The sequence below is a fragment of the Streptomyces longwoodensis genome (assembly GCF_001514125.1).
GTDB classification, from domain to species: domain Bacteria; phylum Actinomycetota; class Actinomycetes; order Streptomycetales; family Streptomycetaceae; genus Streptomyces; species Streptomyces longwoodensis.
Window position 1 is genome coordinate 127851 of record NZ_KQ948551.1, and the last position, 18994, is coordinate 146844.

Below are 18994 nucleotides of genomic sequence, written 5' to 3' on the forward strand. Positions count from 1 at the left end.
ATGAAGGCCGTCGACGACGTCATCAAGAACGTCTGCACCAAGAAGGACGTCAAGTGCGTGTCCTTCAAGGAACTCGCCGACTGGATGGACGCGCAGAAGCCGGCCACCCTGGAGCGGCTGCGTTCCCTCGACCCGGCCCAGTCCCCGGACTGGTCGGCCGTCGTGCAGTGACGAACCCATAACGGGCCAGGTTCCACTTGGGCATCCCCCTTCACAAACGCCGCACACGGCATGCGAGGATTCCGGTCCCGGCATCCCTCGCCGGGGTAAGAGGGGAATCTCTAGTGAAGTCAAGGAAATTGAGCCGTACGCGGCGCCGCGCGACCATACTGACGGCGGCCGCCGCCTCGGTCGTCGCGGGTGTGGCGCTGCTGCCCAACTGGAGTGCGGGCGCCGCGGTCGTCGACGACCCGACGGTGGACGCGAAGACCAAGGCCACCTTCCAGAAGCTGGCCGACGCGTTCTTCACCGACCGCACGGACGCCCTGGTCGCCGGCGCGCAGAGCACACGCGACAAGCCGCTGACCTCCGGCTTCTCCGGTCACGTGAAGCTGTCGTCCGGACTGTCCCGCACCGAGGACAGCGCCCGGGACACGCTCGAGGGACGCAAGGACAAGCTGGCCTCGCTCGGCGAGGAGTACAGCAAGGCGAACACCGCCGTCACCCTGAACGCCACGCGCGTGGAGGGCCGCCGGGCCACCGTCGCGGTCACCGAGACCACGACCCTGACGTACGCCCAGGCCCGCGGCAACGAGCCCCGGACCACCGGGTTCCAGGCCGGTCACGAGCTGACCTTCAAGGCCGACCGGCACGGCAACTGGCAGCTCACCAACGTCAAGGACACCGACTCGGGCCTGGCGGTCAACACGCTGTCCAAGCCGGCCGTCAAGGCGCCGACCACCGCCGACGACGGCAACACGACGCCCGACGCCCCGCGCGCCGCGACCACCCGCAACCCGGTCAAGGTGCCGAAGACCGGCACCGCCTACGACTACAAGGCGATGGCGGCCTACGCCGAGAAGTACTGGAACGTCTACAACAAGGACTACCCGGACTTCAACGGCCACGGCGCCGGCGGCGACTGCACCAACTTCGTCAGCCAGTCCCTGAAGGCGGGCGGCTGGAAGCACGTGCCGGGCTACGTGTACGACTACACCAAGTGGTTCGGCACGGCCGACATCCAGTCCGACTCGTTCGTCGGCGTCAACGAGTGGTCCTGGTTCGCCCAGAACTCCAAGCGGACCACGCCGCTGGCGAACGTCTACCAGCTCGAGGTCGGCGACGTCCTGCAGATGGACTTCGACCGCGACGGGTCCAAGGACCACACGATGATCGTCACGGCCAAGAGCAACGGCGTGCCGTACGTGACGTACCACTCGAACAACACCTTCCGCCGGTCGGTGGCGAGCCTCGTCGCCTCGTACCCGACCGCGTACTACTACGCCTACCGCACCTGATCAGGGGGCCTGTTCGGGCCTGTTCAGGTTCGGGTACTCCTCCCGCCGCTCGCGCCCGCGGTCCTCGTCGGTCGCGAGCTCGGGATGGCGGGCCCGGAAGTACGGGTTGTCGTGCGGCAGGGACGAACCGACCCTGCCGTACATCCCGAACGTCATCAGCAGCAGCCCCACGACGAAGCTGAACAGGCAGTTCTGGATCTCGAACGCCAGGAAGTTGTAGTCGGTGTCCAGCAGGCTGAGGGTCAGGAAGCCGTTCACGATGAACAGCACGCCGAGCGTCATGTTCAGCGTGGACGCGAAGTTCCCGCCGATCACCATGCCGACGAAGAGCAGCAGCCCGACGGCGATCGACAGCCAGCTCAGCGCGCCGTTGGTGTTCAGGCCCAGCACGTGGTCGCCGCCGGTGTCGAAGGTGCCGATCTTGTCGAGGACGCCGAGGATGCCGAAGGCCACGAGGAACAGGCCCATCAGTCCGGCGCCGATCCGGTAGACCCTGTTCAGCCGGTGGTCGACCGGCAGGTGGTCGTTGAACCGGATGCGCTGCCGCGGCCCGGAGCGCACTGCGTGGGTGGCCATCTCCGCCTCCTTGCGTTCGGGGAGCCGAGCGCCCGCCCCGCACCGGCGACGGGCCCCGCGTCCCCTTCAGCATCCGCCCCCGCGCGTTCCGTAGCAAACGCCGCGTATGCCCGTGTATGCCCGCGTATGTCGCCTGAGCCGTGCATCCGGACCGCTCAGTGCGCGGCGCCCCGCTCCTCCCGGATGAGGGCCACGACCCGCGCCACCGTCTCGCGGACGGCCTCCGTCTCGGTCAGGAAGTGCCAGTAGTCGGGGTGCCGGCCCTCCAGCGTGCCGATCGCCCGCTCCAGCCGGGCCACGCCGTCGTCCAGCGGGCGCGCGTGCCGCGGGTCCGGGGTGTTGCGCCCCGTCATCGCCAGGCGCTGGGCGTCCCGGATCGCGAACCGGGTCCGCTCGATCTCCGCCCGCGGGTCCTTCTGCACGGCGTTGAGCCGGCTCAGCCGGTCCCCGGCGGCCGACACGGACTCGTCGGTGGCGTTCAGCAGCGCCCGCACCGTCGACAGCAGGGCGGTCGCGTCCGGCCAGCGCTGGGCGTCCCGGGCGGCGCGGGCTTCGGCGAGCTTCGCCTCGGCCTGCCGTACGTTCTGGGCGGCCTGCTCGGGCACGTGCTGGAGGTCCTGCCAGCAGGCGACCGTGAACCGGCGGCGCAGCTCGCTGAGCACCGGCTCCACCTGCCCGGCGCGGGTCGTCAGCGCCTGGGCGCGGGTGCGCAGCGACACCAGCCGGTGGTCGATCTCGGCGGCCCGCTCCGGCAGCCGCTCCGCCTCCGCGCGCACCGCCTCGGCCTCCCGGGCCACCCGCTCGGCCCGCTCCAGTGTCTGCGGCACACCGTGCCGGCCGGCGCCCTGGTTCAGCAGGGTCAGCTCCGGCGCGAGCGCGGCCAGCCGGGCGGCCAGGTCGTCGGCCCGCAGCCCCGCGGCCCGTACGGCGTCCAGCGCGTCGGAGGCGGCCCGCAGCGCCTGCCGGGCCCGCTCCACGGCGGGCGCCAGCCGGGCGAGCTGGGTCTCCGCCTTGCCGAGCAGCGGCGCGAGCCCCTCCGTGTACCGGTCCAGTTCGCCCCGGACGCGCTGGAGTTCGTCCTTGGCCCGGGTCAGCTCGGTGCGGGCCTGCGCGGCCGCCCCGGCCTCCAGGTCGTCCCGGTCGAGGTCGTGGGCGTCGACGGCGGCGATGTACCGCCCGCTGGCCTCGTCGATCCGCCGGCCGAGCGCCTCGAAGTCGGCGACCGCGCGCCGGGCCGCGGGCGAGTCGTCCACGGCCCTGATCGTCTCGATGGAGATGCGCAGGTCGCGCTGGGCGGTGTCCAGCTCGTAGAACGCGGTGGCCGCCGCGTCCTTCGCGGCCTGCGCCTCGGCCCGCTGGCCCTCGGCCCGGCCGCCGAACCAGCGCCGGGTGCCGCCGCCGGCGAACGCGGCGGGCAGCGCGAGCGCGGCCAGCAGGGGAAGGGCGACGGCGAGGGCGAGGGTGTCGCCCACGCCACGGCGGGCGCGGGACGCCCCCGGCGACGCGGCCTGCTGTGAAGGTGTCGCCGTCACATCCCTCTCCCGTGCCGTGATCAGCCCTGCCCGGTGTCATTCTCCCACCCGGTAGGGACGAACACACGGGCCGGTCAGTTCGCGCTGCGCACCGTGATGTGTCCGTCGCCGGTGCGGGCGGACACCACGTGCGCGCGGGCGGCGTCGTCGCGCGGCACGGACACGTCGACGCCGCCGTCCCCGCTGGAGGCGGTCACCTTGTAGGTCGCCCGGGGCAGCACCAGCGTCACCGAGCCGTCGCCCGCCACCGACTCGACCCGGTCCGGTACGGCGCTCAGCTCCAGGTGGACCGAGCCGTCGCCGCTGCGGGCGCTGACCCGGCGGGAGCCGACCTCGGCGCGCAGCGAGCCGTCGCCACTGCGCAGCTCCAGCGGGCCGGTGGTGTCCGTGACCCGCACCGAGCCGTCCCCGGTCCGGATGCTCAGCGCGTCCCGGAACCCCCGGGCCCGTACACTGCCGTCGCCGTCCACGACCCGTACGGCCACCCCGCGGGGCACCTCCACGCGGTGCCGGGCCGCGCAGTCGGCGACCACGCCCGAGCAGTGCAGGCGCAGCGTCAGCCGGTCGTCCTCCATCGACCAGGTCACCTTCGGGTCGCTCCCGACCAGCACGGACCCCTCGAACCAGCGGGTGACCCGCACGCGCCCGGCCGGGTGCGCGTCGCCGGCCACGATCTCCAGGGAGGAGTCGTCGGAGTCGACGGTGAGGGTACGGCCCTGCAGCGCGAAGGCACGGTGCTCGGGGTGCTGGTCCTCGCCCGCGTCGGCCCCGCAGGCGGTGGCCGTGGCCAGGAGCAGCGCGGCGGCGCCGAGGGCGAGGCCGGCGCGGGCGGCGCGGCCGGGCGTGAGACGGGAGCGGGTCATGGTGGGTCCCCCCTGGGTCCTGCGGGTGTCCGGCGGTTGTCCGGCGTCCTGCCCCCGACGCTAGGGACCCGGGGCCCGCGGCACGATCCGGCGGCCTCCCGGACCGGGGGTGGGGGAAACCCCCGCAAGGGCCCGCCCACGGCCGCCGATACGGGTTTGCGGTCCCCTGGCCCGGGCCATGTAGGCTGTCGACTCGTCCTGGGCGCGTAGCTCAGGGGTAGAGCGCCTGCCTTACAAGCAGGATGTCGGCGGTTCGAAACCGTCCGCGCCCACCAGGATGACCCACCGGACGCCCCGGCCCTCGTCGGCCGGGGCGTTCTGCATGGCGCTGCGGCCGTGGGTCAGCAGGTCTCGTCGTCCTTGACCGCGTACAGGGTGACCAGGGTGTCCGTGGGGTGCGTGCCGGGCCCGGGATCCTGGCTGCAGACGGTCCAGTTGCGGTCGTAGATCTGGAACCGCCCCTGGCCGCTGGCGTCTTGGTCGTCGAGGACGTAGAACCCGGCGGCCTGCGCGGCGTCCTGTGCGGCTTGGAGGTCCTGGCCGACGAGATCGGGCAGGGTCGCGGTCTCCGGGGCGCCGGTGTCCGCGCTGGGCTTCTTGACGCTGTCGGCGGGCTCGGTCCTGCTCTTCTTCGGCTCCTCCGTCTTCACGGGTGCGCTGGGCGGCTCGGCCGTGCCGGGCTCGGCGGTGACGGCCGGCCTGTCGTCCTGGGTGCCGGTGGCCGCGGGCTTCACGTTCGCCGTGTCCTCGGCGGGGTCGTCACTCTTGCCGCCGACCACCGCGCCGATCACGCAGATCACGAGGAACAGGCCGACGAGTCCGGCGCAGCCGAACCCGACGATCTTTCCCGCACCGGACTTCTTCGGTTGCGGCGGAAACCCGGCCGGCGGCTGCGGAGCGCCCCACCCGGGCTGCTGCGGCGGGTGCTGCGGGTGCTGCGGGTGCTGCTCCGGCTGGTGCTGCGGGTACTGCTGGCTCACGCGTCCCCCACGGGATAGATGTGTGTTGCACGTGTGCGACTGGTGTGGGGGGCGTGTGGTTGCTTCGGGAGGAAGAAGTTCACCTGATCGTGACCGGGGGTGTCGGCGAGCGCTCGGGCTCCTGAGCAGGGCGTCAGGCGTCCTCGTCGGGTGGGATCTCGTGGGCGTGCTTGAGCTGGGTGCGGGCCTCCACCCGGTCGGCGGTCGCGACCTCCTGCCAGAAACGGTGGCAGGTCACGAAGACCGCCAGCTCGTGCTCGCGGCGCCGGAGCTTCTCCACCTCGGCCTGTTCGTCGGCCGTCCAGCCGGGGGAGGCGGGGCGCTCCACCTTCCGCCAGCCGCCGTCGTCGCTGAACCCGTCCAGGGGCTCCACCGACCAGGGCAGCCGCTTCAGCAGGGCCGACAGCTCGGCCCTGACCTGATGCAGCTCCTCCTGACCGGCGCGCAGGTCGCTCGGAAAGTCATAGGTCGTAGCCACGCGCTAATGCTACGCCTGTTCGAATTTGGGTCGCGAGTTCCTTCCGGTGGTTCATGCGATCGAGTGGCGGCGGCCCGCTCCCCGCTCGCTTCCCGCCTGCGGACCCGTTGTCAGACCCCTCGCCTACGGTGGTGCCATGGATCACAGCGGCGGGGAACGGGTGCGGCTGGTGCCCTGGGCGCAGGGGGACTTCTGGCTGCTGGAGCGGGCCAACACCCCGGAGATGACCGCCCACCTGGGCGGGCCGGAGTCGCCGGAGAAGCTGGCCGACCGGCACCGGCGGTACCTGGCGCTCGACGCGGGCCGGATGTACCGGGTCGAGCTGGAGGGCACCGGCGAGACGGTCGGCTCGATCGGCTACTGGGAGCACGAGGGGGAGGACGGCACCGTGTGGGAGACGGGCTGGGCCGTGCTGCCCGAGTTCCAGGGGCGCGGCCTGGCCGCGGTGGCGGCCCGCGCCCTGGTCGAGGCGGTCCGGGAGGCCGGCGGCCACCGCTCCCTGCACGCCTACCCGAGCGCGGACCACCCCGCGTCCAACGGCGTGTGCCGACGGGCCGGCTTCACCCTGCGCGGCCAGCTCGACTTCGAGTACCCGAAGGGCCACTGGCTCAGATCCAACGACTGGGCCGTGGACCTGCGCCCCGACGAGCCCTAGGGGGTCCGGCCCGTCCGGCCGGCCCCCGCTGTCACGCCCGCGTGCGCTCCCCGAGGTCCGCCACCACCCGCTCGGCCACCGGCACCGGCACCCCGTGCCGCCGTGCCGCCCGCAGCAACGCCCCGCCGATCGCGTCGAGTTCGAGGGCGCGGCCCGCCTCGGCGTCGCGCTGCATGGACGACTTCATGCCGGCCGGGAAGCCGTCGTACCGGGCGAGGGCAGCGGCCGGGTCGGCCGGGGCGCCGTCGGCGGTGCTGACCGCGGCCGTCTCCGTCACCAGGGCGGTCAGCTCGTCGCGGTGACGGGTGCGGACCTCGCCGAGGGGGAGGCCGTAGCGCGTGGTGAGCAGCGCGAAGGGGGCGAGGAAGGCCATCTTCGCCCACAGCGCGGCCTTTTCGTCGGGCAGCACCCGGGTGGTGGGTCCGGCCGCCGCGAGCACCGGGGCGAGCGCGTCGAGGCGGGGCCGCGGCACCGGGTCGCCGGTCAGGTCGACCTCCACGAAGGGGCTGGTGTGCTCGACGACGCCCGGGGCGACGCGGGTGGACTCCACGCGGATCACGGCCGGGGCGACCCGGTCCGGGCGGTGGTGGGCGCGCAGCAGCGCGGGGTGCTCGACGCCGTTGAGGAACGGCACGAGGAGCGCGTCGCCCAGGGCGGAGGAGGGGATGCGGTCCAGAGACGCCTCCAGCGCAGTGTGCTTGACCGCGATCAGCACCGCGTCGGGCTCGGCGCGCAGCACGGTGTCCGCCTCCACGCGGGCCGTGAACGCGCCGAACCGCGCGCTGCGCACCCGGATGCCGTCGGTGTGCAGGGTCTCGGCCGTCTCCGGCCCGGCCAGGCAGATCACCCGGTGTCCGGCCCGGGCCAGCAGCGCGGCAAGCAGTCCGCCCACTCCGCCGGGGCCGAGGACGGCCACCGTCGTCCGGTCGTTCGTCATGCGGGATCCTCTCGTCGGTCGGCCCCCTCCACCGGGTGGCCGCCGCCGACGATCATGCCAGCCGGGCTGTCGCCGTGTGCCCGGGCGGGCGAGACTGGGGGCATGTGCCGCAGCATCAAGACCCTTCGACCGCCCGCCCTGCCCGAGGAGGCCACGGAGGAGGACATCCGCGCCGCCGCCCTCCAGTACGTCCGCAAGGTCTCCGGCTTCCGCGCCCCGGCCGCCCACAACCGCGAGGCGTTCGACCGCGCGGTCCAGGCCGTCGCCGACGCGACCGCGGAACTGCTCGGCGACCTGGAGGTACGCGGGGCCCCGGCCCGGCGGGCCTGACGCCCTGGAGGGCGTCGTCCCCGAGGCGGTGATCCCCGGGGGCGGGTGCCGGGCGCGCGGGGGTCAGGCCGCCGGGCTGCGCCGCACCAGGAACGCGGCCAGGCCGCCCGCGCCGAACAGGGCCACCACCGAGACGCCCGTCGCCAGCCAGGTCGCCCCGAGCCAGTGCGCGCCGAGGTAGCCCAGCGCCACGCTGTACGCCGCCCAGGACAGTCCCGCGATGACCGACCAGGGCACGAAGTCGCGGGCCCGGCGGTGCGCCGCGCCCGCGATCAGGGAGACGACGGAACGCCCGGCCGGCGCGAACCGGGCCAGGACCATCAGCGGCCCGCCGCCCCGCGCCAGCGCCTGGCCGAGACGTTCCTGCGCGGTGGTGAGCCGGCGGGAGCGGGCGATGGCCCGGTCCAGGCGCTCACCGCCCCGCCACGCGAGCCGGTAGGCGACCAGGTCGCCCGCCACGGACGCGGTCGTCGCGCACAGGATGATCACCAGTACGTCGGGCACGTCGTTCGGTACGACGTGCCCGGCACCGGCTCCCGCCCCGGCGGCGGAGCCCGCCGCCGCGGCCGTGGCCGCCGTGATCACCAGCACTCCGCTGGGCAGCAGCGGCAGGAACACGTCGAGGAGCACGGACAGGGCGATCAGCCCGTAGATCCATGGGCTGCCGGTCAGCGACCCCACACTTTCCAACACCGAGACTCCCCGTGACTCCCCCGTACGGCCGCACGAGCCGCTGCGTCGCGAGGGAGCGGCAGGGGCGGCCAGTGACAGCCATACAGCGTACGCCCGCGGTGTGACAGGAGGGTCACGGGGGCCTCGTGTGTTGGACACGCATCGTCACCGGGCGGGGGGTGACCCCCCGTCAGACGGTGACCGCGGCCTCCGGGGCGGCCGGCACGGGCTCGGGCACCGCGCGCCGGGCGACCAGCCGGTCCAGGCCGAGCGCGCCCGAGCCGGTGAACACCAGCAGCAGGAAGGCCCAGCAGAACATCGCCGACGGCTCCCCGCCGTTCTCGATGGGCCACAGGGCGCCGCGCGCGTGCACGTCGAAGTAGGCGTACGCCATGGAGCCCGAGGCGAGGAACGCGGCCGCGCGGGTGCCGAGGCCGAGCAGCACCAGGCTGCCGCAGACGAGCTGGATGAGGGCCGCGTACCAGCCGGGCCAGGTGCCGGCGTCGAGCGCGCCGCCGTCGGTGCCGACGGCACCGCCGAGGACGCCGAAGAGCGAGGCGGCGCCGTGGCAGGCGAAGAGCAGGCCGACGACGATGCGGAACAGGCCGACGGCATAGGGCTGGGCGCTGTTGAGGCGTCCGGTCATGCGGGGGCTCCTTCGGTTCGGACGGTCGGCCGGTCACGGGGGACCGGCCGGTGGGGGGCGTGCTGTACCGAGGGAGGACCCACGCTAGGGAGCGCCGATGTTGCTTGCAAGTTCAACATTGGGCCATCGTCACGCCCGCCACGGAACGGACACCTCCGCCGTCCGCGCACGTGGGACGCCCGGCGCGACGACGGCCGCGTCCGAAACCCTGTCCGAAAGGCCGGTGACACCGACCGGTCCGAGGCGCCGGCACCCACGGTCCGAGGCACCGGCCCCCACCGGTCCGAGGCACCGGCACCCGCCGCTCTAAGGCGCCAGCACCGACCCGTACACCTCCCCGAGGCTGCCGTCCTGGCGGGCCTGCTCCAGCCGCAGGCGGGCCGAACGGCCGCGCAGGGTCAGCGTCATGAGCTGGTTGCCGAACCAGGGACCGCCCGTCCTGCGCCACGTCACCGGCGGCCGCTCGCAGCGCCCGTGCCGCCGCAGCAGCCGCCCGAACGCCCGGGCCGGCGCGCTCCAGCCGAGGCGGAAGCCCCATCTGATCGACGCCGGGACGGAGTTGTGGACCGGCGAGCAGGTCAGCTGGAGCACCCGGGCGTCCGGCTCCCCGTCCGGCCAGTGCGGCTCGGCCACGTACGCGTGGTGCACGTCCCCGGAGAGCACCAGGATCGTGGCCGGGGCCCCGTCCCCGGTGCCCGTCTCGGCCAGCAGCGCCGCCAGGTCGGCGAAGGACCGCGGGAACGCCGCCCAGTGCTCCAGGTCGGCGCCCCGCCGCAGCCACTCCCCGAACCGCGCCCAGCGCCCGTCGCGCCCGCCGCGCTCGCCCCGGCTCAGCGCCGCGTCCCAGGCCTCGGCGTCGTGCACCAGGTGCGGCAGCAGCCACGGCAGCGAGGTGCCGACCAGCAGGTGGTCGTAGGACTCGCGGTCGGTGAGCGCCTCGTCGCGCAGCCACTCCTCCTCGCCGGGGTCGAGCATCGCGCGCTCGTCCTCGGCCAGCACGCGCGCGGCCCGGCTGTCCACCATCAGCAGCCGCACCCGGCCGAAGTCGCGCCGGTAGCTCCAGCGCACGGACTCCGGCTCGGCGTCGGCGCGTTCGGCGAAGTCCCGCAGTATGTCGGTGGCGTCGTCGGCCGCGCGGACGGCGGCGTAGAGCGGGTCGGTGGCGAGGTCGGCGGGGGAGAGGTTGCCGAGGTGCTGGTACACCCAGTACGAGGTGAGGCCGCCCAGCAGCCGCTCCCGCCACCAGGGCGTGGCCCGCATGTCGGCGAGCCAGGAGGCGGAGGTGTTCCAGTCGTCGATCAGGTCGTGGTCGTCGAAGATCATGCAGCTCGGCACGGTCGACAGCAGCCAGCGCACCTCGGGGTCGAGCCAGGACTCGTAATAGAGGTGGGTGTACTCCTCGTAGTCGGCGACCTGGCTTCCGGGCGGCTCGCTCAGGTCGCGGCGGGCGGCCAGCCAGCGCCCGGTGGCGTCGGAGGTCTCGTCGGCGTAGACCTGGTCGCCCACCAGGAGCAGCACGTCGGGCCGCTCGCCGTCCGGGTCGGCCGCGATCCGGGTCGCGAGGGCGTCCAGGGCGTCCGGGCCGACCGGGTCCTTCTCGTCGGCCGCCGGGGCGGCCCAGCGGCACGAGCCGAAGGTCACGCGGACCTCGTCGCCCTCGGCCGGGGTGTGGAGCACCGACGGCGGGAACCGCGAGTCCGGCTCCGGCCACACGCGCGTGTCGTCGAGGTACACCTCGTACGCCGTGGTGGTGCCCGGGGTCAGGCCGGTGACCTGCACCAGCGCGTAGTGGTGCCCCGACACGTGGAAGGTGCGGGCCGTGCCCACGACGCCGTCCGCGCACCGTACCTCGACCGCACAGGGACGGCTCGTCTCGACCCACACGGTCGCGCTCGTGCCGTCCACGTACCTCAGCAGGGGACCCAGCCTCAGTTCACCCACACACGCCTCCTCCGTCGCCCCGTACGGTACGCAGCGACGGAGGGCCGCGGCGAGGATCGGGGTCAGCAGTTGTTCAGGTACCCGGTCAACGCGCTTTTCTCGGCGGAGTCGACGGACAGGCCGTAGTAGTACTTCACCTGCACCCAGGCGCGGACGTACGTGCAGCGGTAGGAGCTGACGGACGGCATCCAGGTGGCCGGGTCCTGGTCGCCCTTGGCCTGGTTGACGTTGTCCGTGACGGCGAGGAGCTGCGGGCGGGTCAGGTCGTTGGCGAAGGACTGGCGGCGGGAGGTGGTCCAGGCGCTCGCGCCGGAGTCCCAGGCCTCGGCGAGCGGGACCAGGTGGTCGATGTCCAGGTCGGAGGCGGCGGTCCAGGTGGCGCCGTCGTACGGGGAGTACCAGCTGCCGCTGGTCGCGGCGCACGAGGAGTCGGTGACGACGTTCGAGCCGTCGCGCTTGAGGACGGTCTCGCGGGTGTTGCAGGTGCCGGAGATGGTGATCCAGAGCGGGAACAGGTCGCGGCTGTAACCGGTGCGGTTCTCGGCGGCGACGGTGAGGCTCGCCAGGTAGGTGCGGGCGGTGGCGGCGCTGACCGGCGTGGGGAGGGCCGCGGACGCGGTCGGCGGGTTGAACAGTGCCGCGGAGGCTATGAGGCCGGTGAACGCCGCGAGTATGCTCAGCCGTCGACGCGCGTAGAGCTTCGGCATGCGAACTCCCTTGGGGTGGTGGGGTGGTGGAGCGCGAGCGGGGGGAATGCTCGTCGGCCCGTGTTGCCGGGCGATGAGCGCTCGGTGAGAAATTAGTGACGCGTACATGACATGACAAGGCCGGTGGCGGAACGATCTCGTACACTGGAGGGCGCAGAAGGGGAGTAGCTCTTCGCCGGACCGTCGACATACTGCTCAGCCAGCCTGAGCCGGCGCCCGGAGGCGGATCCCGTACGGATCGGCCAGCGAGACCTTCGGCAAGCAGTGCACGCCCGTGCCGCACGGCACGGGTGACACGTGTGCTGTCCTGCCGAGGCGTCCGGTTCGTGGAGACTGCGCACTCTCGGTGGGGCCGCGCCCGACCGATTGAGGAACCTTGATCAGCCTGACCGTCACGGCGCTCGTCTTCGGCGTCGTCTTCCTCGCCGAACTCCCGGACAAGACCGCCCTCGCCGGCCTCGTCCTCGGCACCCGCTACCGCGCGTCCTACGTCTTCGCCGGGGTCGCCGCCGCGTTCGCCCTGCACGTCGCGCTCGCCGTCGCGGCCGGGAGCGTGCTGACGCTGCTGCCGCAGCAGATCGTGCACGCGCTGACCGGTGTGCTGTTCCTCGGCGGGGCCGCGGTGCTGCTGATGAAGAAGGGCGAGGACGACGAGGAGATCCGCAGCCCGGAGAACCAGTCCTTCTGGAAGGTGGCCGGCGCGGGCTTCATGCTCATCCTGGTCGCCGAGTTCGGTGACCTCACCCAGATCATGACGGCCAACCTCGCGGCCCGTTACGACGACCCGCTGTCCGTCGGCCTCGGCGCGGTGCTCGCGCTGTGGGCGGTGGCCGGGCTCGGCATCGTCGGCGGGAAGGCGCTGATGAAGCGGGTGCCGCTGAAGCTGATCACGCAGATCGCGGCCGTGCTGATGCTGGCCCTGGGCGTGTGGAGCCTGTGGGAGGCCGTCACCGGCTGAGCCGTACGCGGCTGAACGTCCGGTGAACGGTTCCCGGGGCCGGTGGCGCGGGAGGGGGGTTGTTTTGTACCGTGGAGAAACAAAGTGGCCCCCGCCCGTTTTCCCTGACCGGCGGGCGGGGCCGCTCTGTCCCCGGCGGACCGTCCCCGTGGCCCGCCCCCGCGTCCCACCAGGAGCTGCCGATGACGGCGACCACCGTGCTCACCGCCCGTGCCCTGCTGCTCGACATGGACGGCACCCTGGTGAACTCCGACGCCGTCGTGGAGCGGGTCTGGCGGCGCTGGGCCGACCACCACGGCCTGGACGGCGACGAGGTGATGAAGGTCGTCCACGGGCGCCAGGGGTACGCCTCGATGGCGGTGCTGCTGCCCGGGCGGCCGATGGAGCGCAACCACGCGGACAACGCCCGGATGCTGGCCGAGGAGACGGCCGACCTGGACGGCGTCGTGCCGGTGCCGGGGGCGGGGGAGTTCCTCGCCTCGCTGGTGCGGCTGGGTGTGCCGCACGCGCTGGTGACGTCGGCGGACGTGCCGCTGTCCACGGCGCGGATGGGGGCGGCGGGTCTCGGCCTGCCCGCGGTGCGGGTCACTGCGGAGTCGGTCGGCGCGAGCAAGCCGGACCCCGAGGGCTTCCTCAAGGGCGCGGCGGAACTCGGCGTGGACCCGGCGGACTGCGTGGTCTTCGAGGACTCGGGCGCCGGCATCTCGGCGGGCCGCGCCGCGGGGATGCGGGTGGTCGGGGTCGGTCCGCGGGCGGCCGTGCACGGGCCGGACGCGGTGGTGCGGGACCTGACGCGGGTACGGGTGGAAGCGGCGGCGGACGGGTTCGCGCTGCACGTCGGCTGAGCGCGGCGGGTCGTTTGAGCGCGGCGGGTCGGGTGAGCGCTGCGCGTCGGCTGGGCGCGGCGGGTCGGGTGAGCGCTGCGCGTCGGCTGGGCGCTGCGCGTGGGCTGGGCGCGGCGAGTGGGCTGGGCGCGGCGGGTCGGTTGAGCGCGGTGCGTCGGCCGAGCGCGGCGGGTCGGTTGTGCGCGCCTTGGCCGGGTGGCCCGGCCGCGGGGGCCGGCGAACCCGCCCCCGCCCCCGCCCTCCGGGCCGCGCTCAGCCATCGGCGGCGCAGGCCCTAGCAGGCCCCGAGGTCCTCCCAGACGCCCCACTGGCCCGTGGTGCCGGGCTTGTCGCCGGTCACCCACCACTTGGCACGCCAGGTGTGGCCGCCGTACGTGACGGTGTCGCCGCCGTTGTAGACCCGTGCCGGGTCCCAGGCCGCCACGGTGCAGGTGGTGCCGCCCCCGCCGCCGCCACCCGTGCCGCCGCCCCCGCCCCCGGTGCCGCCGATGTTCACGTCGACGCAGGAGTAGAACGCGTTCCCGGTGTCGGCGATGTTCCAGACGGCGAGCACCTTCTGACGGCCCGTGAAGCTGCCGAAGTTCACCTGCTGGCTGACGTCCGCGGCCGGCTGCTGGTTGCGCCCGTCGAACTCGGCGATCTTCTGGCCGCCGATGAAGTACTGCCAGTTCGAGGTCGAGTGCCGGGCCGTGTTGTGCCAGGTGAACGTGGCCGTCGTGCCGACCGGGGTGACCTTCCAGGCCTTGCTGTCATTGTCCAGCTCGGCGTACTCGGCGTGCCCGCCGCTGCAGCTCTGCAGCCCCTTGGGGCCCTCCACGCTCTGCGGCTCGTACTTGATCTGGCCGCAGTCGACCAGGCCCTGGGCGCACTGCTCCTGGCGGCTCGTGGGCAGGGTCACCCAGCCGTGGGCGACGGCCGAGCTCGCCGGAAGGCTGACGGCGAGCACGGGTGCGGCGAGTGCGCCGATCACGAAAGCCGTTCGCCTTTTCATGTCCATGACATATCTCCCTCGGGATCTGACGCCGACTAGGTCTAGACCATAGCCCGGCCCGTGGCGGCCCGGTCAAGGGTGACTGTGCGGTAATCGGCGAAGGGTGAACGCTGTCCGGACGCGGTCCAGTCGGCCGGTACGTGCCCTGTACAGGGAGGGTCTGCCCGGGGGCTCCCCGAGGGGTCCCGATTGGTCTAGTCCCTTCTTGGTCCAGACCATTGACCCACCCCGGGGCGGGCGCTATTCCAGTAGGCGGCAAGTCCCCGTCCCAGCACGGGACATCGGCCCTTCCCCACACACACCTGGACTGACATGAGACGAGTGCGTCCCTTCCGCGCGGCCCTCGCCGCAGCCGCCACCGCGGCCGCCGCCGTGGGCCTCGCCCTCACGGGAACCGGCACCGCCCAGGCCGCGACGCCCCTGCCGACCCACGTGTTCGCGCCCTACTTCGAGGCGTGGACCGGCGAGAGCCCGGCCGCCCTGGCCGCCCAGTCGGGCGCCAAGCACCTGACCATGGCGTTCCTCCAGACCGCCACCAAGGGCTCCTGCACGCCGTACTGGAACGGCGACACAGGCATGCCGATCGCCGCCTCGACCTTCGGCTCGGACATCAAGACGATCCAGGCCAACGGCGGTGACGTCATCCCTTCGTTCGGGGGGTACACGGCCGACACCACCGGCACCGAGATCGCCGACAGCTGCACCGACGTGCAGCAGATCGCCGCCGCGTACGAGAAGGTCATCACGACCTACGACATCTCGCGGCTCGACATGGACATCGAGGTCGACTCGCTCGACAACACCGCGGCCATCGACCGCCGCAACAAGGCCATCAAGCTGGTCCAGGACTGGGCGGCGGCCAACGGGCGCAAGGTGGAGATCTCCTACACCCTGCCGACCACCACGCACGGGCTCGGCGACACCGGCGAGGCGCTGCTGCGCAACGCGGTCGCCAACGGCACCCGGGTCGACGTCGTGAACCTCATGACGTTCGACTACTACGACAACCAGCCGCACGACATGGCGCAGGACACCCAGACCGCCGCGCAGGGCCTGTACGACCTGCTCGCCCAGCTGTACCCGGGCAAGACGCCGGCGCAGCTGTGGAACATGGTCGGCGTCACCGAGATGCCGGGCGTCGACGACTTCGGCAAGGCGGAGACCTTCACGCTGGCCAACGCCCGGACCGTGTACGACTGGGCCGTCGCCAAGGGCATCAACACCCTGTCCTTCTGGGCGCTCCAGCGGGACAACGGCGGGTGCCCGGGCGGGGCGGCCGCGGACAACTGCTCGGGCATCGCGCAGAACACGTGGGACTTCACGCACGTCTTCGCGCCGTTCACCGGCGGCACCAGCACCCCGTCCAACGACTTCTCCGTGGCGCTCACCCCGGCCTCCGGGACGGTGACGGCCGGCCAGTCCGCCACGGCCACCGTGAAGACGGCCGTCACGGCGGGGAGCGCCCAGAGCGTGAAGCTCAGCGTCAGCGGGGCCCCGGCGGGCGTCACCGCCTCGCTCAGCCCCACGTCGGTCACCGCGGGCGGCACCTCCACGCTCACCCTGGCCACCACCTCGGCGGCGGCCTCCGGCACCTACACGGTCACCGTGACCGGCACGGGCACCACGGGCAGCCACGCGGCCACCTACTCCCTGACCGTCACCGGCGGCACCGGCAACCAGTGCACCGCCGCCCCGTGGGCCAAGGACAAGGTGTACACGGGCGGCCAGCAGGTCTCGTACAAGGGCCACACCTGGAAGGCCAAGTGGTGGACGACGGGCGAGGAGCCCGGCACCACGGGCGAATGGGGAGTCTGGCAGGACCTCGGCACCTGCTGACCCACTGGGACGACCGTGCCGGCCGCGACCCGTACCGAGGGGGGCCGCGACCGGCACGGCCCCCTGTCGACGCCGGGCACCGTCACCCACCCCAGGGGCGCGGGGAACTGCGCGACCGGCCACGACGGCGCCGCGCCAAAACCACCCGCCGTCGTGTCATCCCGCCTGCGTCTCCCCCTCCAGCCGCGCACGCGTCACCGCGCCGTACACCCCCGGCTCGTCCTCCTGGATGCCGCGCCACCACTGGAACGTGCGGACGCCGTTCTCGACCTGTTCGTCGTAGCTGCCGTCGATGTCGCCGCCGTACAGGCCCACCTGCCGCAGCCGGGTCTGGAGTTCCGCCACCTCCGGGCCCTTGTCGCCGCGGCGCAGCGCCGTCGCCCGCCCGTTGTCCGGGCCGGAGGCCGACGGGGTCGGGGCCGAGGCGGTGGCCGACGGGGACGCCGGCCCCGAGGGCGAGCGGGACGGCGACGGGGACGCGCTGGACGCCGACGGGCTCGGCGACGCGCTGTCGCTCGCCGACGGCGACGGGGAGTCGGAGGCCGAGGGGGACGGGGAGGCCGTCCCGGTGGCGGACGCCGCCGCCGACGACGGACTGTCCGACGGTCCGGGCACGGCCGCCCGCACGTCCCGCGGGGCCGCCGTGTCCCGGGTCGGCGTCTCGTAGGAGAACAGCCCGCTCGCGAACCCCGCCGCGGCCGCCACCGCCACCACCGCCCCCGCCGCCACCAGCAGCAGCGTCCCCCGGCGCCGCCTGCGCGGCTCGGACGCGGGATCCCCGGCGGGCTCACCCTCCTCGAACAGCTCCAGGTCCTCCGCGCCGGCCCCCGCCGGCGCGGCCGGCACCGCCCGCAGCGGCATCGTCGGCTCGGCCGGGACCCCGCCCGAAGCCCCCGAAGCGCCCGACGCACCCGGCCCCGCCGCACCCGCCTCACCCGGTTCGCCCAGCCGCCCGTACTCGACGTACGGCCGCACCCGCAGCGGGTCGAAGTCCTCGGCCGCCGCGACCTCCGCCGTGCGGGTCTCGCGCACGGCGTCGGAGGTGCGGCGCGCGCAGGCGCAGGACGGCGTGTGGTCGGCCGCGCGTGGCGCACCGCACTCCGGACACGGATGCCCCAGCGGTCCGCGCGGGCCGTTCGGCTCGTTCACGTGTTCGCCCCTCCCCATGCAAGCTCCAGAGATTATGCAGATCCTCCACACGGACCCCCGCCCGCGGTCCCCGGAATTCCCGCTTCCAGCAGGACTCGACGGGCCATTACGGGACACACCCACCACGATGGAACTGTCACGACAGTCACGACGGCCGGCACGGCCCGGGAGGTCTCGATGGCCTTGGATGCGCACGCCCGCACCGAGGATCCGCGGCGGGAGCAGGTCGCCGGCAACGTCCTCGTCTCGATCGGCGCCCTCCTGCTCGGCATGCTGCTCGCCGCGCTGGACCAGACGATCGTGTCGACCGCGCTGCCCACGATCGTCAGCGACCTCGGCGGTCTGGAGCACCTGTCCTGGGTGGTGACCGCGTACCTGCTGGCCTCGACCGCGGCGACCCCGCTGTGGGGCAAGCTGGGCGACCAGTACGGGCGCAAGAAGCTCTTCCAGGCGGCCATCCTGATCTTCCTCGTGGGGTCCGCGCTGTGCGGTATGGCGCAGGACATGCCGCAGCTCATCGCGTTCCGCGCCGTCCAGGGCCTGGGCGGCGGCGGGCTGATGGTGCTGTCGATGGCGATCGTCGGCGACATCGTGCCGCCCCGCGAGCGCGGCCGCTACCAGGGCCTGTTCGGCGCGGTGTTCGGCGCGACCAGCGTCCTCGGCCCGCTGCTGGGCGGGCTGTTCACCGAACACCTCAGCTGGCGCTGGGTGTTCTACATCAACCTGCCCGTCGGCGTCGTCGCGCTCGCCGTCATCGCGGCCGTGCTGCACATCCCGCGCAAGGGCACCCGGCACGTCATCGACTACCTGGGCACCTTCCTCATCGCCTCCCTCGCCACCTGCCTGGTCCTGGTCGCCTCCCTGGGCGGCACGACCTGGCCGTGGGGCTCGGCGCGGATCGCCGGACTGATCGCGCTGGCCGTCGTCCTGGCCGTGGCGTTCGTGACCGTCGAGCGCCGGGCTGCGGAGCCGGTGCTGCCGCTGAAGCTGTTCCGGGTGCGCACCTTCACCCTGTCGGCGGTGATCAGCTTCATCATCGGGTTCGCGATGTTCGGCGCGATGACCTACCTGCCGACGTTCCTCCAGGTCGTCCAGGGCGTCTCGCCGACCATGTCGGGCGTCCACATGCTGCCCATGGTGTTCGGCATGCTGCTGTCCTCCACCGTGTCCGGGCAGATCGTCAGCCGCACCGGCCGCTGGAAGGTGTTCCCGCTGACCGGCACCGCCGTGACCACCGTCGGCCTGCTCCTGCTGCACCAGCTCGACGAGCGCAGCCCCACCGCCGAGATGAGCGCCTACTTCTTCGTCTTCGGCCTCGGGCTCGGCCTGGTCATGCAGGTGCTGGTGCTCATCGTGCAGAACGCCGTCCCCTACGAGGACCTGGGCGTCGCCACCTCCGGCGCGACCTTCTTCCGCTCCATCGGCGCCTCCTTCGGCGTGG

At 73.3% G+C, this 18994-nt stretch carries 19 protein-coding genes and 1 tRNA gene; 8 read left to right on the plus strand and 12 right to left on the minus strand.

Annotated elements, in window-relative coordinates:
- Nucleotides 1-299: 299 nt before the first annotated feature.
- Complete coding sequence (locus AQJ30_RS09570) at nucleotides 300-1457, plus strand: amidase domain-containing protein (RefSeq protein WP_245726871.1); 1158 nt, start codon at nucleotides 300-302, stop codon at nucleotides 1455-1457.
- Here the strand turns inward: AQJ30_RS09570 and AQJ30_RS09575 are convergent, their stop codons facing one another.
- The 3 genes from AQJ30_RS09575 to AQJ30_RS09585 all read right to left on the minus strand — a co-directional run bounded on the left by AQJ30_RS09575 (nucleotide 1458) and on the right by AQJ30_RS09585 (nucleotide 4428).
- Nucleotides 1458-2033, minus strand: coding sequence for a DUF4383 domain-containing protein (locus AQJ30_RS09575; protein WP_067231272.1), 576 nt, complete (start codon nucleotides 2031-2033; stop codon nucleotides 1458-1460).
- A 155-nt stretch (nucleotides 2034-2188) separates the two neighbouring features.
- Nucleotides 2189-3565: a hypothetical protein gene (locus AQJ30_RS09580; RefSeq protein ID WP_067231275.1), complete on the minus strand. Its 1377-nt coding sequence runs from the start codon at nucleotides 3563-3565 to the stop codon at nucleotides 2189-2191.
- Between the two features lie 74 nt (nucleotides 3566-3639).
- Nucleotides 3640-4428, minus strand: coding sequence for a DUF4097 family beta strand repeat-containing protein (locus AQJ30_RS09585; RefSeq protein ID WP_067231277.1), 789 nt, complete (start codon nucleotides 4426-4428; stop codon nucleotides 3640-3642).
- Nucleotides 4429-4628: 200 nt separating this feature from the next.
- On the opposite strand from AQJ30_RS09585, the gene AQJ30_RS09590 reads away from it, so the two are divergent.
- Nucleotides 4629-4703 (plus strand) — tRNA-Val (locus AQJ30_RS09590).
- Nucleotides 4704-4769: 66 nt separating this feature from the next.
- On the opposite strand, the gene AQJ30_RS09595 is transcribed toward AQJ30_RS09590, so the two are convergent.
- Together AQJ30_RS09595 and AQJ30_RS09600 are read right to left on the minus strand one after the other, a co-directional pair.
- Nucleotides 4770-5408, minus strand: a complete 639-nt coding sequence (locus tag AQJ30_RS09595) for a PASTA domain-containing protein (protein ID WP_245726873.1) — start codon at nucleotides 5406-5408, stop codon at nucleotides 4770-4772.
- 133 nt (nucleotides 5409-5541) lie between these two features.
- Nucleotides 5542-5886 (minus strand): hypothetical protein, encoded by a 345-nt coding sequence (locus AQJ30_RS09600; protein ID WP_067231280.1) that lies wholly within the window; start codon nucleotides 5884-5886, stop codon nucleotides 5542-5544.
- 136 nt (nucleotides 5887-6022) lie between these two features.
- On the opposite strand from AQJ30_RS09600, the gene AQJ30_RS09605 reads away from it, so the two are divergent.
- Nucleotides 6023-6541 (plus strand): GNAT family N-acetyltransferase, encoded by a 519-nt coding sequence (locus tag AQJ30_RS09605; RefSeq protein ID WP_067231281.1) that lies wholly within the window; start codon nucleotides 6023-6025, stop codon nucleotides 6539-6541.
- A gap of 31 nt (nucleotides 6542-6572) precedes the next feature.
- On the opposite strand, the gene AQJ30_RS09610 is transcribed toward AQJ30_RS09605, so the two are convergent.
- Nucleotides 6573-7478, minus strand: coding sequence for a ketopantoate reductase family protein (locus AQJ30_RS09610; protein WP_067231285.1), 906 nt, complete (start codon nucleotides 7476-7478; stop codon nucleotides 6573-6575).
- 102 nt (nucleotides 7479-7580) lie between these two features.
- Here AQJ30_RS09610 and AQJ30_RS09615 point away from each other — a divergent pair, with 102 nt between their 5' ends.
- Nucleotides 7581-7808: a DUF2277 domain-containing protein gene (locus tag AQJ30_RS09615; RefSeq protein ID WP_107119541.1), complete on the plus strand. Its 228-nt coding sequence runs from the start codon at nucleotides 7581-7583 to the stop codon at nucleotides 7806-7808.
- Between the two features lie 63 nt (nucleotides 7809-7871).
- On the opposite strand, the gene AQJ30_RS09620 is transcribed toward AQJ30_RS09615, so the two are convergent.
- The 4 genes from AQJ30_RS09620 to AQJ30_RS09635 all read right to left on the minus strand — a co-directional run bounded on the left by AQJ30_RS09620 (nucleotide 7872) and on the right by AQJ30_RS09635 (nucleotide 11774).
- Complete coding sequence (locus AQJ30_RS09620) at nucleotides 7872-8501, minus strand: DedA family protein (protein WP_067231290.1); 630 nt, start codon at nucleotides 8499-8501, stop codon at nucleotides 7872-7874.
- Between the two features lie 169 nt (nucleotides 8502-8670).
- Nucleotides 8671-9126 (minus strand): DoxX family protein, encoded by a 456-nt coding sequence (locus tag AQJ30_RS09625; protein ID WP_067231292.1) that lies wholly within the window; start codon nucleotides 9124-9126, stop codon nucleotides 8671-8673.
- A 306-nt stretch (nucleotides 9127-9432) separates the two neighbouring features.
- The gene (locus AQJ30_RS09630; protein ID WP_067231295.1) at nucleotides 9433-11067 is read right to left on the minus strand and encodes an alkaline phosphatase D family protein; all 1635 of its coding nucleotides are present in this window, start codon (nucleotides 11065-11067) and stop codon (nucleotides 9433-9435) included.
- Nucleotides 11068-11129: 62 nt separating this feature from the next.
- Entirely contained in the window at nucleotides 11130-11774 is a 645-nt protein-coding gene (locus tag AQJ30_RS09635; protein WP_067231296.1) for an HNH endonuclease family protein, read from the minus strand.
- 376 nt (nucleotides 11775-12150) lie between these two features.
- Between AQJ30_RS09635 and AQJ30_RS09640 the strand changes: the two genes are divergently transcribed.
- Together AQJ30_RS09640 and AQJ30_RS09645 are read left to right on the plus strand one after the other, a co-directional pair.
- Nucleotides 12151-12732 carry a TMEM165/GDT1 family protein gene (locus tag AQJ30_RS09640; RefSeq protein ID WP_067231299.1) on the plus strand — a complete coding sequence of 194 codons (582 nt, stop codon included), beginning with the start codon at nucleotides 12151-12153 and terminating at the stop codon, nucleotides 12730-12732.
- Between the two features lie 182 nt (nucleotides 12733-12914).
- Nucleotides 12915-13577: an HAD family hydrolase gene (locus AQJ30_RS09645; RefSeq protein WP_067231302.1), complete on the plus strand. Its 663-nt coding sequence runs from the start codon at nucleotides 12915-12917 to the stop codon at nucleotides 13575-13577.
- A 274-nt stretch (nucleotides 13578-13851) separates the two neighbouring features.
- Here AQJ30_RS09645 and AQJ30_RS09650 read toward each other — a convergent pair whose 3' ends face one another.
- Nucleotides 13852-14574: a lytic polysaccharide monooxygenase gene (locus tag AQJ30_RS09650; protein WP_067231305.1), complete on the minus strand. Its 723-nt coding sequence runs from the start codon at nucleotides 14572-14574 to the stop codon at nucleotides 13852-13854.
- Nucleotides 14575-14880: 306 nt separating this feature from the next.
- Here AQJ30_RS09650 and AQJ30_RS09655 point away from each other — a divergent pair, with 306 nt between their 5' ends.
- A complete protein-coding gene (locus AQJ30_RS09655) occupies nucleotides 14881-16404 on the plus strand; it encodes a chitinase (RefSeq protein ID WP_067231307.1) in 1524 nt (507 codons plus the stop codon).
- A 156-nt stretch (nucleotides 16405-16560) separates the two neighbouring features.
- On the opposite strand, the gene AQJ30_RS09660 is transcribed toward AQJ30_RS09655, so the two are convergent.
- Nucleotides 16561-17553, minus strand: a complete 993-nt coding sequence (locus tag AQJ30_RS09660) for a peptidoglycan-binding domain-containing protein (RefSeq protein WP_245726875.1) — start codon at nucleotides 17551-17553, stop codon at nucleotides 16561-16563.
- 177 nt (nucleotides 17554-17730) lie between these two features.
- On the opposite strand from AQJ30_RS09660, the gene AQJ30_RS09665 reads away from it, so the two are divergent.
- The coding region (locus tag AQJ30_RS09665; protein WP_159052315.1) for an MDR family MFS transporter at nucleotides 17731-18994 on the plus strand (1264 nt) is incomplete at its 3' end.